Below are 22761 nucleotides of genomic sequence, written 5' to 3' on the forward strand. Positions count from 1 at the left end.
CACCCCGGCGATCGAGGAGAAGAGAATGAAGGCGTCCAGCGGCTCGGTGTCCTCGCCGAAGAGGGCGTCGAGATGGACCGCTCCGGTCGTCTTGGCCGCCACGACGCGCGCGAACTCCGGGAGTTCGGTGCCCGTGCCGGGCTCCTGGGAGACACCGGCCGCGTGCACCACCGCCCGCACCGGGGTGCCGCCCGCCGCCAGCTTCTCCACGACCGCCGCGAGCGCCTCACGGTCGGCCACATCGCATGCCTCGACGGCCACGGCGGTGTCGGTGCCGGACAGTTCGGCCACGATCCCGGCCGCGCCGGGGGCGTCGGGGCCGCGCCGGCTGAGCAGCACCAGCCGCTCGGCTCCATGAGCGGCCAGCCAGCGGGCGACGTGCCGCCCCAGCGCGCCCGTGCCCCCGGTCACCAGCACGGTGCCGCGCGGCGTCCATGCCTCGGCGCAGGTGGCGGCCCCGTCGCGCGGGGCCGGTACGAGACGGCGTACGAAGACCCCGGCGGCGCGGATCGCCACCTGGTCTTCGTCGTCGGCCCCGGCGAGCACACCCGCGAGCCGGTCCAGCGCGCGTTCGTTCAGCGTCTCCGGCAGGTCGACCAGACCGCCCCAGCGCTCGGGCCGCTCCAGGGCGACGACCCGACCGTAGCCCCAGACCTGGGCCTGGGTGACGCTGTCCAGCCGGTCGGTGTCCCCGGTCGAGACCGCGCCCCGGGTGGCGCACCACAGGCGCGCGGTGGCATCGTCGCCCTGCCGCGCCATGGCCTCGGCCAGCGCACCGGTCAGCGCCAGGCCGACCGGCACCGCCGGATGCTCCGGATGCGGCCGCTCGTCCAGCGCCAGCAGGGACAGCACCCCGGCCACCCGGCCGTCGGCCGACGCCGACGTGAGGTGGGCGGCCACGGCCGCGGGGTCGGTGTCCGTGGCGTCCAGCTCGACACGTACGACACGCACCCCGCGCCGCGCCAGGTCGTCGGCCAGCGCGGCGACCCGGGGGTCGGCGGCGTGGCTCGCGGGGACGACGGTCAGCCAGGTGCCGGCCGGGGTGCCTGCCGGGCTCTGCGCACGCGGCTTCCACACCACGTTGTAGAAGTGGCCGTCGGCGGCGGACAGTTCGCGCTGGGTGCGGCGCCACGACGACAGGGCGGGCAGCACCGCGCTGAGCGGCTGGTCGCCCTGGACCCGCAGTTCGGTGGCGAGCGACTCCCAGTCCTCACGCTCCACCGCCTCCCAGAACCGGGCGTCCACCGCGTCCACGGCGGTCCCGGCCGGGGCCCCGGTCTCCGGGGCGGTGTCCGGCCAGTACCGGCGGCCCTGGAACGCGTACGTCGGCAGGTCGACACGGTGTGCGCCGGCCCCGGCGAAGTACGCGTCCCAGTCCACCTCGGCACCCCGGACGTACGCCTGGGCGAGCGCCGCGGCGACGGTCTCGGCCTCGGGCCGGCCGTTGCGGCATACGGGCGCGAGGGCGGCCGCCTCGGCGTCGGTGACGCACTCCTGGACCATGGCGGTGAGCACACCGTCGGGGCCCAGCTCGACGTAGGTGGCGACCCCCTGCGCTTCGAGGGTGCGCACCCCGTCGAGGAAGCGGACGGCTTCCCGCACATGGCGCACCCAGAAGTCCGGACTCGTGACCTCCTCCGCCGACACCACGGCACCGGTCAGGTTGGACACGATCGGGATGCGCGGGGCGCCGTACGTGAGCCCCTCGGCCACCTCACGGAACGCCTCCAGCATCCCGTCCATCCGCGGCGAATGGAACGCATGGCTCACGGTGAGCCGCTTGGCCTTCCGACCCTGGGCCTCGAACGACGCCGCGATCTCCAGCACCGCACCCTCATCACCCGCGACCACGACCGAGGTCGGGCCGTTGAGCGCGGCGATCGACACCCGCTCGGTCAGCAGCGGCGCCACCTCATCCTCCGACGCCTGCACCGCCACCATCGCACCACCCGACGGCAACTCCTGCATCAACCGACCACGCGCCGCCACCAACACCGCAGCATCCGCCAGCGACAACACACCCGCCACATGGGCCGCCACCAACTCACCAATCGAATGACCGGACAGGAAGTCCGGCGTCAGACCCCACGCCTCCACCAACCGGAACAACGCCACCTCGACCGCGAACAACGCGGGCTGAGTGAAACCCGTCCGATCCAGAACCGCCGCATCATCCCCGAACACCACATCCCGCAACGACCGATCCAGATGCGCGTCCAGCTCCGCACACACCTCATCCAACGCATCCGCGAACACCGGATACGCCTCGTACAACTCACGCCCCATCCCCAACCGCTGACTCCCCTGCCCCGTGAACAGGAACGCCACCCGGCCACCGGCGGTCACCGCCCCCTCGACCAGACCCACCGCAGCGCGCCCCTCAGCGAGCGCCGTGAGCTGCTCACCGGGAAGTTCGCCGTCCCGGCCGAGCAGCACGGCCCGGTGCTCCAGCGCGGAACGGGAGGTGGCCAGGGAATACGCGAGGTCGAGCGGGCGCGCCCCGTCGGCCTGGCCGTTGCCGTAGGCGCGCAGACGCTCGGCCTGGGCCCGCAGCGCGTGCTCCGTACGGCCGGAAACCGGCCAGGCGAGTACGGGCAGGGTCCGCTCCGCGGCGTCGGCATCACCGGCATCGGCGGTCACGACGGCCGGGGCCTGCTCGATGATCGCGTGCGCGTTGGTGCCGCTGAAGCCGAACGACGACACACCCGCGCGGCGCGGACGGCCCGTCTCCGGCCACTCCACCTGCTCCGTCAGCAGCTCTACGTCACCCGCCGACCAGTCCACATGTGGGGTCGGCTCGGTGACATGCAGGGTCCGCGGCAGCACACCGTGCCGCATCGCCATCACCATCTTCATGATGCCCGCGGCACCCGCCGCGGACTGGGTGTGCCCGATGTTGGACTTCATCGAACCCAGCCACAGCGGTCGGCCCTCGGGCCGTTCCTGACCGTACGTGGTCAGCAGCGCCTGCGCCTCGATCGGGTCGCCCAGCGTCGTCCCCGTGCCGTGGGCCTCGACGACGTCGACATCCGCGGCCGAGAGATCGGCGTTGGCGAGTGCCTGGCGGATGACGCGCTGCTGCGACGGCCCGTTCGGCGCCGTCAGACCGTTCGACGCACCGTCCTGATTGACGGCGGTGGAGCGCAGGACGGCAAGCACCGGATGACCGTTCTTGCGGGCGTCGGAGAGCCGTTCCACCAGCAGGAGACCGACGCCTTCGGCCCAGTTGGTCCCGTCCGCGTCACCGGAGAACGCCTTGATCCGGCCATCGGCGGCCAGCCCGCGCTGACGGCTGAACTCCACGAAGATGCCCGGGGACGACATGATCGTGACGCCACCGGCCAGGGCCAGCGAGCACTCGCCGTTGCGCAGCGCCTGCGCGGCCAGGTGCAGCGCCACCAGCGACGAGGAACACGCGGTGTCGACAGTGAGCGCGGGCCCTTCGAAACCGAAGGCGTAGGACAGCCGGCCGGACGCCACGCTGGAGGCGTTTCCGGTGCTGAAATGCCCTTCGAGGCCCTGTGGCGCGTCCAGCCACAACGACACGTACCCCTGCTCGTTGGAGCCTATGTAGACACCGGTCCTGCTGCCGCGCAACGTCACCGGGTCGATCCCGGCCCGCTCGAACGCCTCCCAGGACGTCTCCAGCAGCAACCGCTGCTGCGGATCCATCGCCAGCGCCTCACGGGGCGAGATGCCGAAGAAGGCCGCGTCGAAGTCGGTCGCGTCGTGCAGGAACCCGCCCTCACGGGCGTACGTGGTGCCTTCGAGGTCCGGGTCGTCGCTGTGGAGGTTGGCCAGGTCCCAGCCCCGGTCGGCGGGGAAGCCGGTGATCGCATCCTCGCCGGAGACCAGAAGCCGCCACAGCTCCTCCGGCGACCGTACGCCGCCGGGGAAACGGCAGCTCATCGAGACGATCGCGATCGGGTCGCCGTGGTCCACCGAGGTGATCGTCCGGTCGGGGACGATCGCGTCGGCCGGGTCACCGACGATCTCGGCGCACAGATGGCCCGCGAGGGCGGCCGAGGTCGGGTAGTCGAAGACCAGCGTCGGCGGCAGCCGCAGCCCGGTCACCTCGCGGAGGCGGTTGGACAGTTCGACGGCGGTGAGGGAGTCGAAGCCCAGCTCCTTGAAGACCCGGTCCTCCTCCAGGGCCTGCGGGTCCGCGTATCCGAGCACCGCCGCGACATGCGTGCGGACCAGGTCCAGCAGCAGCCGGTCCTGCTCGGCCGCGCTCAGCCCGGCCAGCCGCCCGGCCAGGCCGGAAACGCCGCCCTCCGCGGCGGTGTCCACCGCCCGCCGTACGGGAACCCGGACCAGGCCGCGCAGCAGCGGCGCGAGCGTGCCCGCCGCGGCCTGGGCGCGCAGCGCCACGGCGTCGATCCGGATCGGCACCGGTGCCGCCTCGCCCGCGCCGAGCGCCGCGTCCAGGAGGTCCAGGCCCTCCGCCGGGGACAGCGGCGGCAGCCCCGCGCGCCGCATCCGGCTGATGTCGACCTCGCTCAGACCGCTGCCCATACCCGAGCCCGCCCACAGGCCCCACGCCGGCGAAAGGGCCGGGGCCCCCTCGGCGCCACGTCGCGCCGCCAGCGCGTCCAGAAACGCGTTGGCGGCGGCGTAGTTGCCCTGGCCGGGGCCGCCGAACACGCCGGAGACGGCGGAGAACAGCACGAACGCCGCCAGGTCCGCGTCCCGCGTCAGCTCATGGAGGTTCCACGCGGCATCCACCTTCGGACGCAGAACGCGCTCGACGCGCTCCGGCGTCAGCGAATCGATGACGCCGTCGTCCAGCACACCGGCGGTGTGCACCACGGCCGTCAGGGGGTGCTGGGCGGGGATCGCCGCCAGCACGCCGGCGAGCGCTTCGCGATCGGCCGCGTCACACGCGGCGACCGTCACCTCGGCGCCCAGCTCACGTAGCTCGGCGACGAGTTCGGAAGCACCCTCGGCCCGCTCGCCACGGCGGCTCGTGAGCAGCAGGCGCCGTGCCCCGCGCTCGGTCACCACGTGCCGGGCGACCAGCCCGCCCAGGGCGCCGGTGCCGCCGGTGATCAGCACCGTACCGTCCGGGTTCCACTCGGCGGGCACGGTGAGCACGATCTTGCCGACGTGCCGCGCCTGGCTCATGTAACGGAACGCGTCCGGGGCCTGCCGCACATCCCACGCGCTGATCGGCAGTGGCCGCAAGACCCCCTGGGCGAACAGCTCCAGCAGCGCGCACAGCATCTCCTGGATACGGTCGAGCCCAGCGTCGAACAGGTCGAACGCCTGGTAGGAGACACCGGGGTACTGAGCAGCCACCTCCTCCGGCTCCCGGATATCGGTCTTGCCCATCTCGACGAACCGGCCGCCGCGCGGCAGCAGCCGAAGCGACGCGTCGACGAACTCCCGGGCCAGCGAATCCAGTACGACATCGACTCCACGGCCGTCGCTGCCGTCGCGGAACTTCTCCTCGAAGGCCAGGTCGCGCGAGGAGGCGATCCGGTCGTCGGCCAGCCCCAGCGCACGCAGCGTGTCCCATTTGCCCTGGCTGGCGGTGGCGAACACCTCCACACCCCAATGCCGGGCCAGCTGCACCGCGGCCATGCCGACACCGCCGGCGGCCGCGTGCACCAGCAGCGACTCCCCGTCCTGGACGTCGGCCAGGTCACGAAGGGCGTAATACGCCGTCATGAAGACGATCGGCACCGCCGCCGCCTGGGCGTACGTCCAGCCCTCCGGCATCGGGGCCACCATGCGCCGGTCCGCGACCGCCAGCGGCCCGAACGCACCCGGCAACATGCCCAGGACGCGGTCACCGGGGGCCAGATCGGTGACACCGGGACCGGTTTCCACGACGACACCGGCCCCCTCGATGCCCATCACGGGGGCATCGCCGGGGTACATCCCCAGGGCGTTCAGCACATCGCGGAAGTTCACACCGGCGGCCCGGACCGCGATCCGCACCTGTCCGGCCGCCAACGGCGCCGCCGCCTCGGGGCACGGCAGCAGCGTCAGATTGTCCAGCGTGCCCTTGTCCTCGCTGTCCAGCCGCCATGCCCGCGCACCGTCCGGAGGCACCATCGCGCCCCGCTCGGCCAACCGCGCCAACAGCGGCGCATGGACCGTGCCACGGCGCAGCGCGACCTGCGGTTCACCCGAAGCCAGGGCGCCGCCCAGCGCCTCGTACGAGGCATCGGTGCCGTCCACATCCACCAGCACCAGCCGGTCCGGACGCTCCGACTGCGCCGAGCGCACCAGACCCCACACCGCGGCCCGCGCCAGGTCGTCGACCCCGGCGTCGCCCGCGGCGGCAACCGCGCCCCGGGTGACCAGGACCAGACGGGATGCGGCCAGCCGCTCCTCGGCGAGCCACGCCTGGAGCAGCGCCAGGGCGTTCTGTACGGCGGTGTGGGTGGCGCCGACCACGTCGGCCGCGGTGGTGTCTCGCGGGGCGAGGTACGCGAGAACATGCTCGGGCGCTTCCGTCCCGGCGGATTCCACCGCGTCGGCCAGCGCGGCCGGATCGGCGTGCACCACCGCACCGGATGTGAGCGCGACCGGCGCGTCGGCGCCGAGCACCGCCCACGACACACCGGCCCCGGGCTCCTCGGCGGGTGTCGGCACCGCGGTCCAGTCCAGCCGGAACAGCGAGTTGTGGTGCTTCGCCTGCGCGGCCCGTACCTGCTCGGCCGACGCGGCGCGCGCGACGAACGAGTCCACAGCGGCGACCGGCGAACCCGTCAGGTCCGCGATCTCCAGCCGGACGCCGTCCGCGCCCCGCCGCACGAGGCGCACCCGCAGCGCCGTGGCGCCGCTCGCGTACAGCGACACCCCGCTCCAGGCGAACGGCACCCGAACCTTGGCCTCGCCGTCGCCCTGATCGTCCCAGCCGAGACAGAGCGTGTGTATGGCGGCGTCGAGCAGCGCCGGGTGCATTCCGAACTGCCGCGCCTCCGACACGGTCTCCTCGGGCAGCCGGACCTCGGCGAAGAGTTCCTCACCGCGCCGCCAGGCGGCCGTGAGCCCCTGGAACACCGGCCCGTACCGAAGCCCTTCCTCGGCGAGTTCCGCGTACAGCCCCTCGGTCCCGACCGGCCGCGCCTCCCGGGGCGGCCACTCGGTCAGCGCGAAGGACGGCCGCGGGACACCGGAGGTGAGCACACCGGCGGCGTGCCGCCGCCACGGCTCGTCCGCCGGAGCGTCCATGTCCCGGGAGAGGATGGTGATGGAACGCCGCCCGCCCCCGTCCAGCGCGCCCACCGCGACCTGGAGCCGCACGGCTCCGCCCTCGGCGACAACCAGCGGGGTGTGCAGGATGAGTTCGTCCAGATGGTCGCAGCCGACCTCATCACCGGCCCGGACCGCCAACTCGACAAAGGCCGTGCCCGGCAGCAGCACCGAGCCCATCACCATGTGATCGGCCAGCCACGGATGCGTGTCCACGCCCAGCCGGCCCGTGAACAGGAATCCGTCCGACTCCGCCAACGGCACCGCCGCGCCCAGCAGCGGATGCCCCGCCGGCTCCAGCCCGGCCGACGCCACATCGCCCACCGGCGCGGCACCCGGCTCCAGCCAGAACCGCTCGTTCTGGAACGCGTACGTCGGCAGGTCGATCCGGTCGGCTCCGGTGCCCGCGAAGAACCCGGCCCAGTCCACCGCCACACCACGCACATGGGCCCGCGCCACGGCCGTCGTCAGCGCCTGGGCCTCGCCGCGGTCCTTGCGCAGCGCGGAGACGAAGGCGGCGCCCTCGCCCGTCACGCACTCGTGGGCCATCGCTGTGAGGACACCGTCGGGGCCCAGCTCGACATACGTGGCCACGCCCCGGTCTTCGAGGGTGCGGATGCCATCGAGGAAGCGGACCGCCTCGCGGACGTGGCGCACCCAGAAGCCGGGCGTCGTGATCTCCTCGGCGGAGACGACCGTCCCGGTGAGGTTGGACACGATCGGGATCCGCGGGGCCTCGTAGGTCAGCCCCTCGGCCACCTCACGGAACGCCTCCAGCATCCCGTCCATACGCGGCGAATGGAACGCATGGCTCACCGTCAGCCGCTTGGTCTTCCGGCCCTCCGCCTCGAAGAACGCCGCGATCTCCACCGCCGCGTCCTCATCACCCGCGATCACCACCGACGTCGGCCCGTTCAGCGCGGCAATCGAGACCCGCTCGGTCAGCAGCGGCGCCACCTCGTCCTCCGACGCCTGCACCGCCACCATCGCACCACCCGACGGCAACTCCTGCATCAACCGGCCACGCGCCGCCACCAACACCGCAGCATCCGCCAGCGACAACACACCCGCCACATGGGCCGCCGCCAGCTCACCGATCGAATGACCGGACAGGAAGTCCGCCCGCAGCCCCCACGCCGCCACCAACCGGAACAACGCCACCTCGACCGCGAACAACGCGGGCTGAGTGAACCCCGTCCGGTCCAGCGCCTCCGCGTCCTCACCGAACAGCACCGTCTTCAACGGCCGATCCAGATGCGCGTCCAGTTCCGCACACACCTCATCCAACGCATCCGCGAACACCGGATACGCCTCGTACAGCTCACGCCCCATCCCCAACCGCTGACTCCCCTGCCCCGTGAACAGGAACGCCACCGCGCCGTCGACGACCGCGCCCTCGATCAGCCCCGGCGCGGCCGCTCCCCGTGCCAACGCATCCAGGCCCGCGGCCAGCCCGGCACGGTCCTCGCCGACGATCACCGCGCGGCGCTCCAGGGCGGCCCTGCCGGTGGCCAGGGAGTAGCCCACATCGGCGGTGCCGAGGGCAGGTTCACGGTCGAGGTGGGAGGCGAGGCGCCGGGCGTTGTCGCGCAGCGCCGCCTCGTTCCTTGCGGACAGGATCCAGGGCAGTACGGCGGCGGTGACCGCGGCCGTGGTGCCGTCGTCGTCCGCGGCCGACGGCTCCTCCGGCTCCGGGGCCTGTTCCAGGATGGTGTGGGCGTTGGTGCCGCTGACGCCGAAGGCGGAGACACCGGCCCGGCGCGGCCTGCCGGTCTCGTCCCACGGCCGGGCCTCGGTCAGCAGGGACACCTCGCCCGCCGACCAGTCGACGGTCGGGGACGGCTCGTCGATGTGGAGGGTCTTGGGCAGAAGGCCGTGGCGTATCGCCATGACCATCTTGATGACGCCCGCGACACCCGCCGCCGCCTGGGTGTGGCCCAGGTTGGACTTGAGCGAACCCAGCCACAGCGGATGGCCCTCGGGCCGCTCCTGGCCGTAGGTGGCCAGCAGCGCCTGCGCCTCGATCGGGTCGCCCAGCGTCGTTCCCGTGCCATGCGCCTCGACGACGTCGATCTCGGCGGCGGACAGCCGGGCGTTCTCCAGGGCCTGGCGGATGACCCGCCGCTGGGAGGGACCGTTCGGCGCCGTCAGACCATTGCTCGCGCCATCCTGGTTGACGGCCGAACCACGCACCACCGCCAGCACCGGATGACCATTACGCCGCGCGTCCGACAGCCGCTCCACCAGCAGCACACCCACACCCTCGGACCAGCCCGTACCGTCCGCCGCCGCCGCGAAGGACTTGCACCGGCCATCGGGAGCCAGACCGCGCTGACGGCTGAACTCCACGAACACATCCGGGGTGGGCATCACCGCGACGCCGCCGACCAGGGCGAGCGAGCATTCGCGCTGACGCAGCGCCTGGGCCGCCCAGTGCAGGGCGACCAGCGACGACGAACACGCCGTGTCGACCGTGGCGGCCGGGCCCTCCAGACCGAAGGTGTAGGCGATCCGGCCGGACAGCACGCTGGTGGCGCCGCCGGTGAGCAGCAGGCCCTCCAATTCCTCCGGCGTGTTCTGGGCATCAGCGCCGTAACCCATGGCCGAGGCGCCCACATAAACGCCGGTGCGGCTGCCCTTGACCGACTGCGGGTCAATGCCCGCGCGCTCGAACACCTCCCAGGACGTTTCCAGCAACAGCCGCTGCTGCGGGTCCATGGCGAGGGCCTCGCGCGGCGAGATGCCGAAGAATCCGGGGTCGAATTCGGTGGCGCCGTCGAGGAATCCGCCGCCACTGTTGTAAAAGGTGCCCTTGCGGTCGGGGTCCGGATCGGCCAGTCCCTCGATGTCCCAGCCGCGATCGTCGGGAAATCCGGAAATGGCGTCACCGCCCTCCGCGACCAGCTGCCACAGCTCCTCGGGCGAACCGATGCCACCGGGGAAACGGCAGCTCATCGCGGTGATCGCGATCGGTTCCTGCGCATCCGCCTCCACCTCGGTCAGGCGGCGACGGGTCCGGCGCAGCTCAGTGGTCATCCACCTCAGATTGTCGAGAAGCTTCTCTTCGTTCGCGCTAGCCACGGAAACGTCACCTCCTGAGGTCGGTTGAACTGTGGGCGGTCATCACGTCAGGACCTTCCGAATTCATTGTTGATGATGTCGAAGATGTCTTCGGCGGAGGCGTCGTCGAGGCCGAGTTCACCGTCGTCGGCACCGCTTCCGCCCGCCGCGTTCTCGGTTTCGTTCCATGTCCGCAGCAGCGCTTCGAGCCGCGCCGTCACCCGCTCGCGTTCCGTCGCGTCGTCGGAGACGCCCGAGAGGACGAATTCCAGCTTGTCAATTTCGGCGAGGACGGGGAGTTGCTGAGTGGTGTCCTCGCCGAGGAGGTCGGCGCGCAGCACACCGGCGAGCACGCTGGGCGTCGGGTGGTCGAAGACCAGGGTGGCGGTGAGCCCCAGACCGGTGGCCGCGTTCAGCCGGTTGCGGAGTTCGACGGCGGTGAGCGAGTCGAAGCCCAGCTCCTTGAAGGCCCGGCCCGCCTCGACGGCCGTGGTGTCGTCGTGTCCGAGGACGGCGGCGACCTCCGTACGGACGAGGTCGAGCAGAACGCGCTCGGCCTCGGGCCCGGTGAGCCCGGCAAGCCGCTGCCGCAGGGCCTCCGCCGGTGCCTCGGCGCCGCCGTCGCCCGCGCTCTCCGCCGGGTCCGCGGCGAGGGCGCGGACGACCTCGGGCAGATCGGCGATGAGCGGACGGGGCCGGGCCACGGTGAAGGCCGGGGCGAAGCGGCCCCAGTCGACGTCGGCGACGGCGACGGCGGTGTCGTTCCGGTCCAGCGCCTGCTGGAGGGCGGCGATGGCGGAGTGCGGGGCCATCACCGGCAGTCCGCGGCGGCGCAGTTCCCCGGCCGCCTCGTCGTCGGCGACGAGTCCGCCGTCCGCCCACGGGCCCCAGGCCACGGAGGTGGCGGCGGCGCCCCGGGCGCGGCGCTGTTCGGCCAGCGCGTCGAGGTAGGCGTTGCCCGCCGCGTAGGCGGCCTGGCCGCCGCTGCCCCACACCCCGGCGATCGAGGAGAAGAGCACGAAGGCGTCCAGTTCGGTGTCGCCGAGAGCTGCGTCCAGATGGGCCGCGCCCGCGACCTTCGCGGCGACCACATCGGCCATATCGGCCGGGGTGGTCTCGGCGAGCGGTGCGAACTGCCCGGCGCCCGCCGTGTGCACCACGGCGGTCAGCGGGTGGTCCGGGTGCTCGTCGCGGACCCGGTCCAGCAGCCCGTCGAGCGCCTCCCGGTCCGTGACATCGCAGGCGGCGACGGTCACCCGGGCGCCCGACTCCGTCAGCTCGTCGCGCAGCTCGGCCGCGCCGGGGGCGTCGATGCCCCGGCGACTGGTGAGCACCACATGCTCGGCACCGTTGCCCGCGAGCCAGCGGGCCACATGGGCGCCCAGCGCCCCGGTGCCGCCGGTGACCAGGACCGTGCCCCGGGGCCGCCACGGCGTCCCGGCGGCCGGGGCGCGCCCGGCGTGGGCGAGGCGGCGGGCCAGGACCCCGGCCGTACGGATCGCCAGCTGGTCCTCGTGGTCGTCGGCGTGGCCGCCGAGCACACCGGCCAGCCGGTCGGCGGCCCGTTCGTCCAGCGTGGCGGCCGGTTCGTGCACCGTGGCGGGCAGGTCGATCAGCCCGCCCCAGCGCTCCGGGTGCTCCAGCGCGACCACCCGGCCCAGCCCCCAGATCTGCGCCTGCGCCACACTGTCCAGCGGCTCCGAGGCGGCGGTGGCGACGGCGCCGGTGGTGACGCACCACAGCGGCGCGTCCAGGCCCGCGTCGCCGAGCGCCCGCACCAGCACTCCGGTGCGCAGCAGCCCGGTGGCCACGGCGGGGTGGTCGGGGTGCGGACGCGTGTCCAGCGCGAGCAGCGACAGCACCCCGGACACCGGCTCATCGGCAGCGGCCCGGCGGATCCGGTCGGCCAGCGCGTCCCGGTCGAGGTCACCGCCGTCGGCCGGGGCCAGGCGCCGGACGTCGGCGCCCCGGTCGGCCAGCGCGTCGGCGATCCGGCGCACGGTCTCGGACCGCCCGGCGGCCGCAGCCGGCTCGACGACCAGCCAGACACCGGGGACGGCGGCGAGCCGCGGCTCCTCCAGCGGCTTCCAGGTGACGCGGTAGCGCCAGCCGTCGAGCGCGGACCGCTCGCGTTCCCGGCGCCGCCACGCGGACAGCTCCGGGAGCAGCGCGCTCAGCGGCTGGTCCACGTCGACGCCCACCGCGTCCGCCAGCGAGGCGAGGTCGTCGCTCTCGACCGCCTCCCAGAACCGGGCGTCGGCGGCGTCGCCAGCCGTGGCCGCCTGGTCGGGCGTGTACCACGAGCCGCCGTCCAGCCAGTAGCGGCGCCGCTGGAAGGCGTACGTGGGCAGCTCGACGCGGTGGGCGCCGGTCCCGGCGAACAGCGCCTCCCAGTCCAGCGCCACGCCCCTCACATGCAGGGTGGCGAGGGCGGCGGTCAGCGTCTCCGCCTCGGGGCGCCCGCCGCGCAGCACGGACACGAAGGCCACATCGGCCCCGGCCTCGGCACCCTCGCCTCCGGCGGTGACACAGTCCTGCGCCATCGCGGACAGCACGCCGTCCGGGCCCAGTTCGACATAGGTGGTGACGCCCTGGGCCTCCAGGGTGCGGACCCCGTCGAGGAAGCGGACCGCGTGGCGGACGTGGCGCACCCAGTAGTCGGCTGCCATGCCCAGCTCGTCGGTGACCAGTTGTCCGGTGACGGTGGAGACGATCGGGATGCGCGGCGCACCGTAGGTCAGCCCCTCGGCGACCTTGCGGAATTCGGTGAGCATCCCGTCCATGTGCGGCGAGTGGAACGCGTGGCTCACGGTGAGCCGCTTGGTCTTACGGCCCTCCGCCTCGAACGACGCCGCGATCCGCGTGGCGGCGTCCTCGTCACCCGCGATGACCACCGACGTGGGCCCGTTGAGCGCGGCGATGCCGACGCCCTCGGTCAGCAGCGGCAGCACCTCGTCCTCCGCCGCCTGCAACGCGATCATCGCGCCGCCGGACGGCAGTTGCTGCATCAGCCGGCCGCGCGCGGCCACCAGCATGGCGGCGTCCTCCAGCGACAGCACCCCGGCCACATGGGCCGCGGCCAGCTCGCCGATGGAGTGCCCGGCCAGCACGTCGGGCCGCAGCCCGGCGGCCTCGGCCAGCCGGAACAGCGCCACCTCGACGGCGAACAGCGCGGGCTGGGTGAACCCGGTGCGGTCCAGCGGCTCCTGCTCGGTGCCGAACAGCACGTCGTACAGGGGTCGTTCGAGGTGCCGGTCCAGTTCGGCGCAGACCGCGTCCAGCGCCTCGGCGAAGACGGGGCTGGCCTCGTACAGCTCACGGCCCATCCCGAGCCGCTGGCTGCCCTGCCCGGTGAAGAGCACGGCGGTGCGGCCCTCCGTGGGCACGCCCCGGACCAGCTGTGCGGCGGACTCGCCGCGCGCGAGCGCGGAGAGGCCCGCGAGCAGCCGGTCCCGGTCCGGGCCGAGGACCACCGCGCGGTGTTCCAGGGCGGACCTGGTGGTGGCCAGCGAGTACGCCACGTCCACGGCGCCGAGCCCGGTGTCGGCCTCGACATGGGCGCGCAGCCGCTCGGCCTGGGCCCGCAGCGCGTCCTCACCCTTGGCCGACAGCGGCCAGGCCACCACATCGGGCCGGACGAGGGGGCGCTCCGGCTCCCCGTCCCCGGCCTGCCCGTCCTCGGCCTGCCCGGGGGCCGCGGCCGGCTCCGGGGCCTGTTCCAGGACCGTATGGGCGTTGGTGCCGCTGAAGCCGAACGACGACACGCCCGCGCGGCGCGGACGGCCGGTCTCCGGCCAGGACCGGGCCTCGGTCAGCAGCTCGATGTCACCCGCCGACCAGTCGACATGTGGCGAGGGCTCGTCCACGTGCAGGGTGCGGGGCAGCACACCGTGGCGCATCGCGAGCACCATCTTGATGATGCCCGCCACACCGGCGGCGGCCTGGGTATGGCCGATGTTGGACTTGACGGCGCCCAGCCACAGCGGCCGCTCCGGGTCCCGCCCCTGGCCATAGGTGGCCAGCAGCGCCTGCGCCTCGATCGGGTCGCCGAGCCGGGTGCCGGTGCCGTGCGCCTCGACCGCGTCCACGTCGGCGGCCGCCAGGCCGGCGCCGGCCAGCGCCTGACGGATGACGCGCTGCTGGGATGGGCCGTTGGGCGCCGTCAACCCATTGGACGCGCCGTCCTGGTTGATGGCGGAGCCGCGGACCAGCCCGAGGACCGGATGGCCGTTGCGCCGCGCGTCCGACAGCCGCTCCACCAGCAGGAGCCCTACGCCCTCGCCCCAGCCTGTGCCGTCCGCACCCGCCGCGAACGCCTTGCACCGGCCGTCGGCAGCCAGTCCGCGCTGCCGGCTGAACTCGATGTACGCACCGGGGGTCGACATGACCGTCACACCGCCCGCGAGCGCGATCGAGCATTCGCCCTGGCGCAGCGCCTGGACCGCCCAGTGCAGCGCCACCAGCGAGGCGGAGCAGGCCGTGTCGACGGTGACCGCCGGGCCCTCCAGACCGAAGGTGTACGCGAGGCGGCCGGACACCACGCTCGCCGCGTTGCCCGTGCCGAGGTAGCCCTCGACATCCTCGGGGACCGTGTGCAGCGAGGCGTGGTAGTCCTGCCCGTTGGTGCCGACGAAGACGCCGGCCGAGGTGCCGCGCAGCGTCGCCGGGTCGATCCCGGCCCGCTCGAACGCCTCCCAGGAGGTCTCCAGCAGCAACCGCTGCTGCGGGTCCATCGCCAGCGCCTCACGGGGTGAAATCCCGAAGAACGCCGCGTCGAAGTGGCCCGCGTCGTAGATGAATGCCCCCTCGCGTGCGTAGAAGGTGCCCCGCTTGTCGGGGTCCGGGTCGTACAGCGCGTCCAGGTCCCAGCCGCGGTCGGCCGGGAACTCCGCGATCGCCTCCCCGCCCGCCATCAGCAGCTCCCACAGATCCTCCGGCGACCGCACCCCGCCGGGGAAGCGGCAGCTCATCGCCACGATCGCGATCGGATCGTCCTCGGTCGCCACCGTCACGCCCGCCGGGCCCGAGGTGTCGACGGAGGTGTCCGCGCCGACCAGTTCGCCCCGCAGATAGCCCGCCAGGGCGGAGGCCGTCGGGTAGTCGAAGACCAGCGTCGCGGGCAGTTGGACACCGGTCGCCGCGTTCAGCCGGTTCCGCAGCTCGACCGCGGTGAGCGAGTCGAAGCCCAGCTCGCTGAACGCCCGATCGGCCCCGATCGACTCCGAACCGTCGTGCCCCAGCACCGCGGCCACTTGGCGGCGCACCAGGTCCAGCAGCAACCGGTCCCGTTCGACCGCGTTCAGCCCGGCGAGCCGCCCCGCCAGCGACGAACCACCGGCCACCGGCCCGTCGGCGGAGTCCTCCGCGACCGCCCGCGCCTCCGGAAGGTCCGCGAACAGGCGACTGGACCGGACAGCGGTGAAATCCGGTGCGAAACGCACCCAGTCGACATCCGCGACGGTGACCGTGGTCTCACCGAGATCCAGCACCCGCCGCAACGCGGCGATCGCCACCTCGGCGTCCATCGGCGGCAGCCCACCGCGGCGCATCCGCTGCTCCAGCGACCCGTCGGCGGCCATACCGACCTCGGCCCACGGACCCCAGGCGATCGACGTGGCGGCAAGCCCGTCGGACCGGCGCCGCTCGGCCAGCGCGTCCAGATAGGCGTTGGCCGCCGCGTAATTGCCCTGGCCCGCGGCGCCGAACGTGCCGCTGATCGAGGAGAACAGCACGAACGCCGACAGGTCCCGATCGCGCGTCAGCTCGTCCAGATGCGCCGCGGCGACCGCCTTGGCACGCAGCACGCTCGTGAAACGCTCCGGGGTGAGCGCGTCCAGCACCCCGTCGTCCAGCACACCCGCCGTGTGGAACACACCCGTCAGCGGCAGCTCGGCGGGCAGGGACGCCAGCAGCTCCGCGAGCGCGTCCCGGTCGGCGACATCACACGCGGCCACCGTCACCCGAGCGCCGGAGGCGGCCAGTTCATCGCGCAGCTCGACCGCGCCCGGGGCGTCGAGGCCACGGCGGCTGGTGAGCACCACATGCCCGGCGCCGTTCGCCACCAGCCAGCGGGCCACCCGCGCGCCCAGCGCACCTGTACCACCCGTCACCAGCACCGAACCGGCACCCGGCGACCACGAGCCGCCGGAGGACGCGGAACCGGAGGCGGAGGCCCGTACGAGGCGGCGTCCGAACACGCCCGACGCACGCACCGCGACCTGGTCCTCACCACCGGCCCCGGCCAGCACACCCGCCAACCGCCCCAACGCCCGATCGTCCACCGACTCCGGCAGATCGACCAGACCACCCCACCGCTCGGCCAGTTCGAGTGCCGCCGTCCGGCCGAGCCCCCACACCTGCGCCTGCACCGGGCTGACCGCACCGTCCGAACGCCCCACCGCCACCGCGCCCCGCGTAACCACCCACAGCGGCGCACCGACGCCCGCATCGCCCAGGGCCTGCGTCAGCGCCACCGTCCGCAGCAGACCATCGCCGTCCGCCAAGGCCAGCAGGGACACCACACCACCGGTCACGACCTCGTCACCGACGGCCGAGGCCAGCCGCGCCACCACCGCGGCACGGTCCTCATCGGCGGCCAGCACGACCTGCCGCACCTCGACACCACGGTCACCCAGCATCCCCACGACACCGGCGACCCATGGGTCCCCGGCCGCCTCAGCCGGTACCACCACCAGCAGGCGGCCGCTCGGCGACGCGGTGAAACGGTCGGTCACCGGCTTCCACGACACCCGATAACGCCAGCCGTCCACCGTCGAACGCTCCGACTGCCGCCGCCGCCACGACGACATCGAGGGCAGCAGGGCTTCCAGCGCGCCGTTGTCCTCGTCGCCGAGGTTCAAGGTCGCCGCGAGCGACTCCAGGTCCTCGCGCTCCACGGCCTCCCAGAAGCGGGCGTCCACCGCGCCCACCGCGCCCGGCGCCGTGGCGTCGGACGCGGCCGTGGCCGTCGTCATGTCCAGCCAGTAGCGCCGACGCTGGAAGGCGTAGGTCGGCAGCTCCACGCGCCGCGCACCGGTCCCGGCGTAGAACGCCTCCCAGTCCAGGGCCACGCCCCGGACCTGCAACGCGGCAAGCGCACCGGTCAGTGTGCCGGCCTCCGAACGCCCCTCGCGCAGGACGGCGACGAAAGCCGCCGCAGGCGCGCCCTCGGTGAGACAGTCCGGCCCCATCGCGGACAGCACACCATCGGGGCCGAGCTCGACGAACGTCGTCACACCCTGGGCTTCCAACGTCCGCACACCGTCGAGGAAGCGGACCGCCTCGCGGACATGACGCACCCAGAAGTCGGCGGTGGTGATCTCCTCGGCGGACACCACGGCACCGGTCAGGTTGGACACGATCGGGATGCGCGGGGCGCCGTACGTGAGCCCCTCGGCCACCTCACGGAACGCCTCCAGCATCCCGTCCATCCGCGGCGAATGGAACGCATGGCTCACCGTCAGCCGCTTGGCCTTCCGACCCTGCGCCTCGAAGAACGCCGCGATCTCCAGCGCCACGTCCTCATCACCCGCGATCACCACCGACGTCGGCCCGTTCAGCGCGGCAATGCTCACACGCTCGGTCAGCAGCGGCACCACCTCGTCCTCCGACGCCTGCACCGCCACCATCGCACCACCCGACGGCAACTCCTGCATCAACCGACCACGCGCCGCCACCAACACCGCAGCATCCGCCAACGACAACACACCCGCCACATGGGCCGCCGCCAGCTCACCGATCGAATGACCGGACAGGAAGTCCGCCCGCAGCCCCCACGCCTCCACCAACCGGAACAACGCCACCTCGACCGCGAACAACGCGGGCTGAGTGAACCCCGTCCGATCCAGAACCGCCGCGTCATCCCCGAACAGCACCGTCTTCAACGGCCGTTCCAGATGCGCGTCCAGCTCCGCACACACCTCATCCAACGCATCCGCGAACACCGGATACGCCTCGTACAACTCACGCCCCATCCCCAACCGCTGACTCCCCTGCCCCGTGAACAGGAACGCCACCTTCCCGGCCACCGGTGAGCCCTGGACCACGCCCGGCACCGTCTCACCGGAGGCCAGGGCCTCAAGCCGGGTCAGGAAGCCCTCACGGCCATCGGCCACCAGCACCGCGCGATCGTGGAACGCGGTGCGCCCGGCGGCCAGGGTGTAACCGATCCCGGCCAGATCCGCCTCCTCATCGGCGGAACGCAACCGGTCGAGCAGACGACGGGCCTGCTCGCCCAGCGCCTCCCGCCCCACGGCCGACAGCGGCCACGGCAGCACCGGCGGCGCGGCGGACGGACGCGCCGCCGCGCCCTCACCGTCCTCGGCGACCGGCGGCTGCTCGATGATGGTGTGGGCGTTGGTGCCGCTGATGCCGAACGAGGAGATACCGGCCCGGCGCGGGCGCCCGGTCTCGGGCCACGCCATCTGCTCCGTCAGCAGCGAGACCGCACCATCCGCCCACTCCACGTTCGGCGACGGCTCGTCGACATGCAACGTCCGCGGCAGCACACCATGCCGCATCGCCAGCACCATCTTGATGATGCCCGCGACACCGGCCGCCGCCTGCGTGTGCCCGATGTTGGACTTGATCGAGCCCAGCCACAACGGTCGGCCCTCGGGCCGTTCCTGACCGTACGTGGTCAGCAGCGCCTGCGCCTCGATCGGATCACCCAGCGTCGTACCCGTACCGTGCGCCTCGACGACATCCACCTCGGACGGCGACAGCCGCGCGTTGGCCAGCGCCTGCCGGATGACGCGCTGCTGCGACGGGCCGTTCGGCGCCGTCAGACCGTTCGACGCACCGTCCTGGTTGACCGCCGAGCCCCGCACGACCGCCAGCACCGGGTGGCCATTGCGCCGGGCGTCCGACAGCCGCTCCACCAGCAGCATGCCCACGCCCTCGCCCCAGGCCGTACCGTCCGCGGCCGCCGCGAACGGCTTGCACCGGCCATCCCTGGCCAGGCCCCGCTGACGGCTGAAGTCCACGAACGTCTCCGGCGTGGCCATCACCACCACACCACCGGCCAGCGCCATCGTGCACTCGCCCGAGCGCAGCGCCTGCACCGCCCAGTGCAGCGCCACCAGCGACGACGAGCACGCCGTGTCGATCGTGACCGCCGGGCCCTCCAGGCCGAAGGTGTACGCCACCCGCCCGGAAGCGACACTGCCCGCGTTACCGGTGCCCATATAGCCTTCGACGCCCTCGGGCACACTCGCCACACCCGTGAGGTAGTCGTGATATGTGACGCCCGCGAAGACGCCGGTCCGGCTGCCCCGCACGGTCGACGGGTCGATACCCGCCCGCTCGAACGCCTCCCACGACGTCTCCAGCAGCAACCGCTGCTGCGGATCCATGGCGAGGGCCTCACGCGGCGAGATCCCGAAGAAGTCCGGATCGAAATCCGCCATGTCGTGCAGGAAGCCGCCCTCACGCGTGTACGAGGTACCCGCGTGGTCGGGGTCCGGGTGATACAGACCATCGAGATCCCAGCCACGGTCCACCGGGAATTCGGAGATGCCGTCGCCGCCCGTGGCGACCAGCTCCCACAGCTCCTCGGGAGTACCCACCCCGCCGGGGAAGCGGCAGCTCATCCCGACGATGACGATCGGGTCGTCGTCGACCGCCGGAACGGTTTCCACCCGCGCGGGAACGATGGGCGCCGTGGCCTCCTCGGCACCCACCAGCTCCGTACGCAGATGGCCGGCCAGCGCCGTCGGCGTCGGATAGTCGAAGACAAGCGTGGCCGGGAGGCGCAGTCCGGTGACCCTCTTGAGGTCGTTGCGCAGCTCGACGGCGGTGAGCGAGTCGAAGCCCAGCTCCTTGAACGCCCGCCCGGCCTCCACCGCCTCCGGGTCCGCGTAACCCAGCACCGCGGCGACCCGCCCGCACACCAGCTCCAGCAGCTCACGGTCCTGCTCGGGCCGGGCGAGCCCGGCCAGACGCTGGCCGAGCGTGGAGCCATCGGCGGCAGCGGCCGTGACGGCGGCCCGCCGGACCGGAGCCCGCACCAGACCCCGGAACAAGGACGGGACGACACCGGTCGCCGTCGCTTCGGTGCGCAGCCCGGCATAGTCGAGCCGCATCGGGAACAGCACCGCCGCGCCGTCGGCCTGGGCCGCGTCGAAGAGCGCGAGCCCCTCATCGGCGGCGATCGGGGCGACCCCACCGCGTGCGATACGCCGCAGGTCGACATCGTCCAGCCCACTGCCCATGCCCGCACCGGCCCACAGCCCCCAGGCCAGCGCGGTGGCCGGAAGCCCCTGCGCCACACGCCGCTGGGCGAGCCCCTCCAGGAAGGAGTTCGCCGCGGCGTAACTCGCCTGCCCCGGCGCACCGAACACCGCCGCCGCACCGGAGAACAGCACGAACGCCGACAGGTCACAGTCCCGCGTCAGCTCATGCAGATTCAGCGCCGCGTCAACCTTCGGACGCAACACCCGCGCCACCCGCTCAGCCGTCAGCGAGCCGAGAATCCCATCGTCCAGAACACCCGCCGTATGCACCACAGCACTCAGCGGATGCTCCGTCGGAATGGCCGCCAGCGTCGCGGCCAACGCCTCCCGGTCGGCCACATCGCACGCCGCCCACATCACCGTGGCACCGGCCGCCGTCAGATCGGCCCGCAGTTCCTCGGCGCCGTCTGCGTCGGCACCGCGACGGCTCACCAGCAGCAGATGCCGCACACCGTGGGCGGAGACCAGATGGCGGGCGAAGATGCCGCCCAGAGTCCCCGAGGCGCCGGTGACCAGCACCGTGCCGCGCTCATCGAAGGACGGAGCGGTGCCGGCCTCGTCGGTGACCGGCGTCCGGGCCAGCCGTGGCGCCAGCACCACCCCCGCCCGCAGCGCCAGCTCCCCCTCGTCCACGCCCAGCGCGGACGGCACCGAACCGTACGAACCCTCCTCACCGTCCACATCCAGCAACACCAGACGGCCAGGGTTCTCCGACTGCGCGGAACGGAACAGACCACGCACGGCGACATACGGCAGATCCGCCACGCCCGCTCCCGGCTCGGTCTCCACCGCGCCCCGGGTCAGCAACACCAGCCGCGACCCGGCGAACCGCTCATCGGCCAGCCACGACTGAAGCAGGACGAGCATGGACTGTGTGGCCTCGTGCACGGCCGACGCGTCGTCGCCGGTGCCACCGAAGCCACCGGTGCCGTCAGGGGCGCCGGCGCCGTTGATGACCACGGTGTCGGGTACGTGCGCCCCGGCCTCGACGGCCGTCCGCAGCACCGACAGATCTCGGTACGCGGCAAGCCGGATCCCGGGCCCGAACGCGCCTTCCAGCGCGGCCAGTTCCCCGGAATCCGCACCGAGCACCGCCCACTCGCCCGTGGCCGCCCCCGTCGCGGGCGCCGGAACCGCGGTCCACTCCAGCCGGAACAGCGACTCGTGCCGCGCGCCGCGCGCCGCGTGCACCTGGTCGGCCAAAGCCGCCCGCAGGGCCACGGACTCGACCGTGACCACAGTGCGCCCCGTACCGTCGGCCGCCACCAGCGACACCGTGTCCGGCGAGCGCCCGGTCAGCCGCACCCGAAGCGCATCGGCCCCGGCCGCGTGCAACTGGACGCCATTCCACGCGAACGGAAGCGGCGCACCCTCCACCGGCTCCGCATCGCGGTTGGTGCGGTCGAGCCCCAGGGAATGCAGCGCCGCGTCCAGCAGCGCCGGATGCAGCCCGAACCGCTCGGCCTCAGCCCCCGGTTCCGGCGATACTCCCTCGGGGAAGCCCACCTCGGCGTAGAGGTCCCCGCCCAACCGCCAGGCCCTCCTGAGCCCCCGGAACACCGGCCCATAGCCGAGGCCCGCCCCGGCCAGCCCCTCGTACAGCCCGTCGACCGCGATCGGCGCCGCGCCCCGCGGCGGCCACACGGTGAGCTCCTCCGGCGCGGTGTCCCGGACACCGACCACGAGCACACCGCTGGCGTGCCGCGTCCACGGCTCGGTCTCAAGCGCGTCCTGCCGACGCGAATGCACGCTGAAGGAACGGCTGCCGGACCCATCCGGCCCGTCCACGACGAGTTGCACCCGCACCCCGGTGTGCTCCGGCAGCACAAGCGGGGCCTCCAGGGTCAGTTCGTCCACCCGCTCACAGCCCACCTGGGCACCAGCGGCGCTCGCCAGCTCCACAAAGGCCGTACCCGGCAGCAGCACGGTGTCCATGACCATGTGATCCGCCAGCCACGGATGGGTGCGGGTGGACAGCACACCGGTGAGCAGAAGGCCGTCATCGTCCGCGAGCGCGACGGCGGCACTGAGAAGCGGATGCTCGATGTCGCCCAGACCGACCGACGCGAGGTCGCCCACCGCGAGGGTGGCGGCGCTGGGCCAGTAACGCTGCCGGCGGAAGGGATAGGTCGGCAACACAGCCAGTTCGGCGGGCTCCACGCGGGCCGCACCGGCCCCGGCGAAAGCGGCCGCCCAGTCCGGCGTCGCCCCACGGACGTGTGCCCGCGCGACGGCCGACAGCAGCGCCTCGGCCTCGGGC

At 73.2% G+C, this 22761-nt stretch carries 2 protein-coding genes; both read right to left on the bottom strand.

Translation table 11 applies throughout. The annotated features are described in order from the left end of the window. A partial coding sequence (locus tag NQU54_RS45695) for a type I polyketide synthase (protein WP_257636196.1) occupies nucleotides 1-10290 on the bottom strand: 10290 nt, incomplete at its 3' end. Nucleotides 10291-10337: 47 nt separating this feature from the next. Beyond that, a partial coding sequence (locus NQU54_RS45700; RefSeq protein ID WP_257636197.1) for a type I polyketide synthase occupies nucleotides 10338-22761 on the bottom strand: 12424 nt, incomplete at its 5' end.

Source organism: Streptomyces malaysiensis subsp. samsunensis (assembly GCF_024519315.1).
GTDB lineage: Bacteria > Actinomycetota > Actinomycetes > Streptomycetales > Streptomycetaceae > Streptomyces > Streptomyces malaysiensis.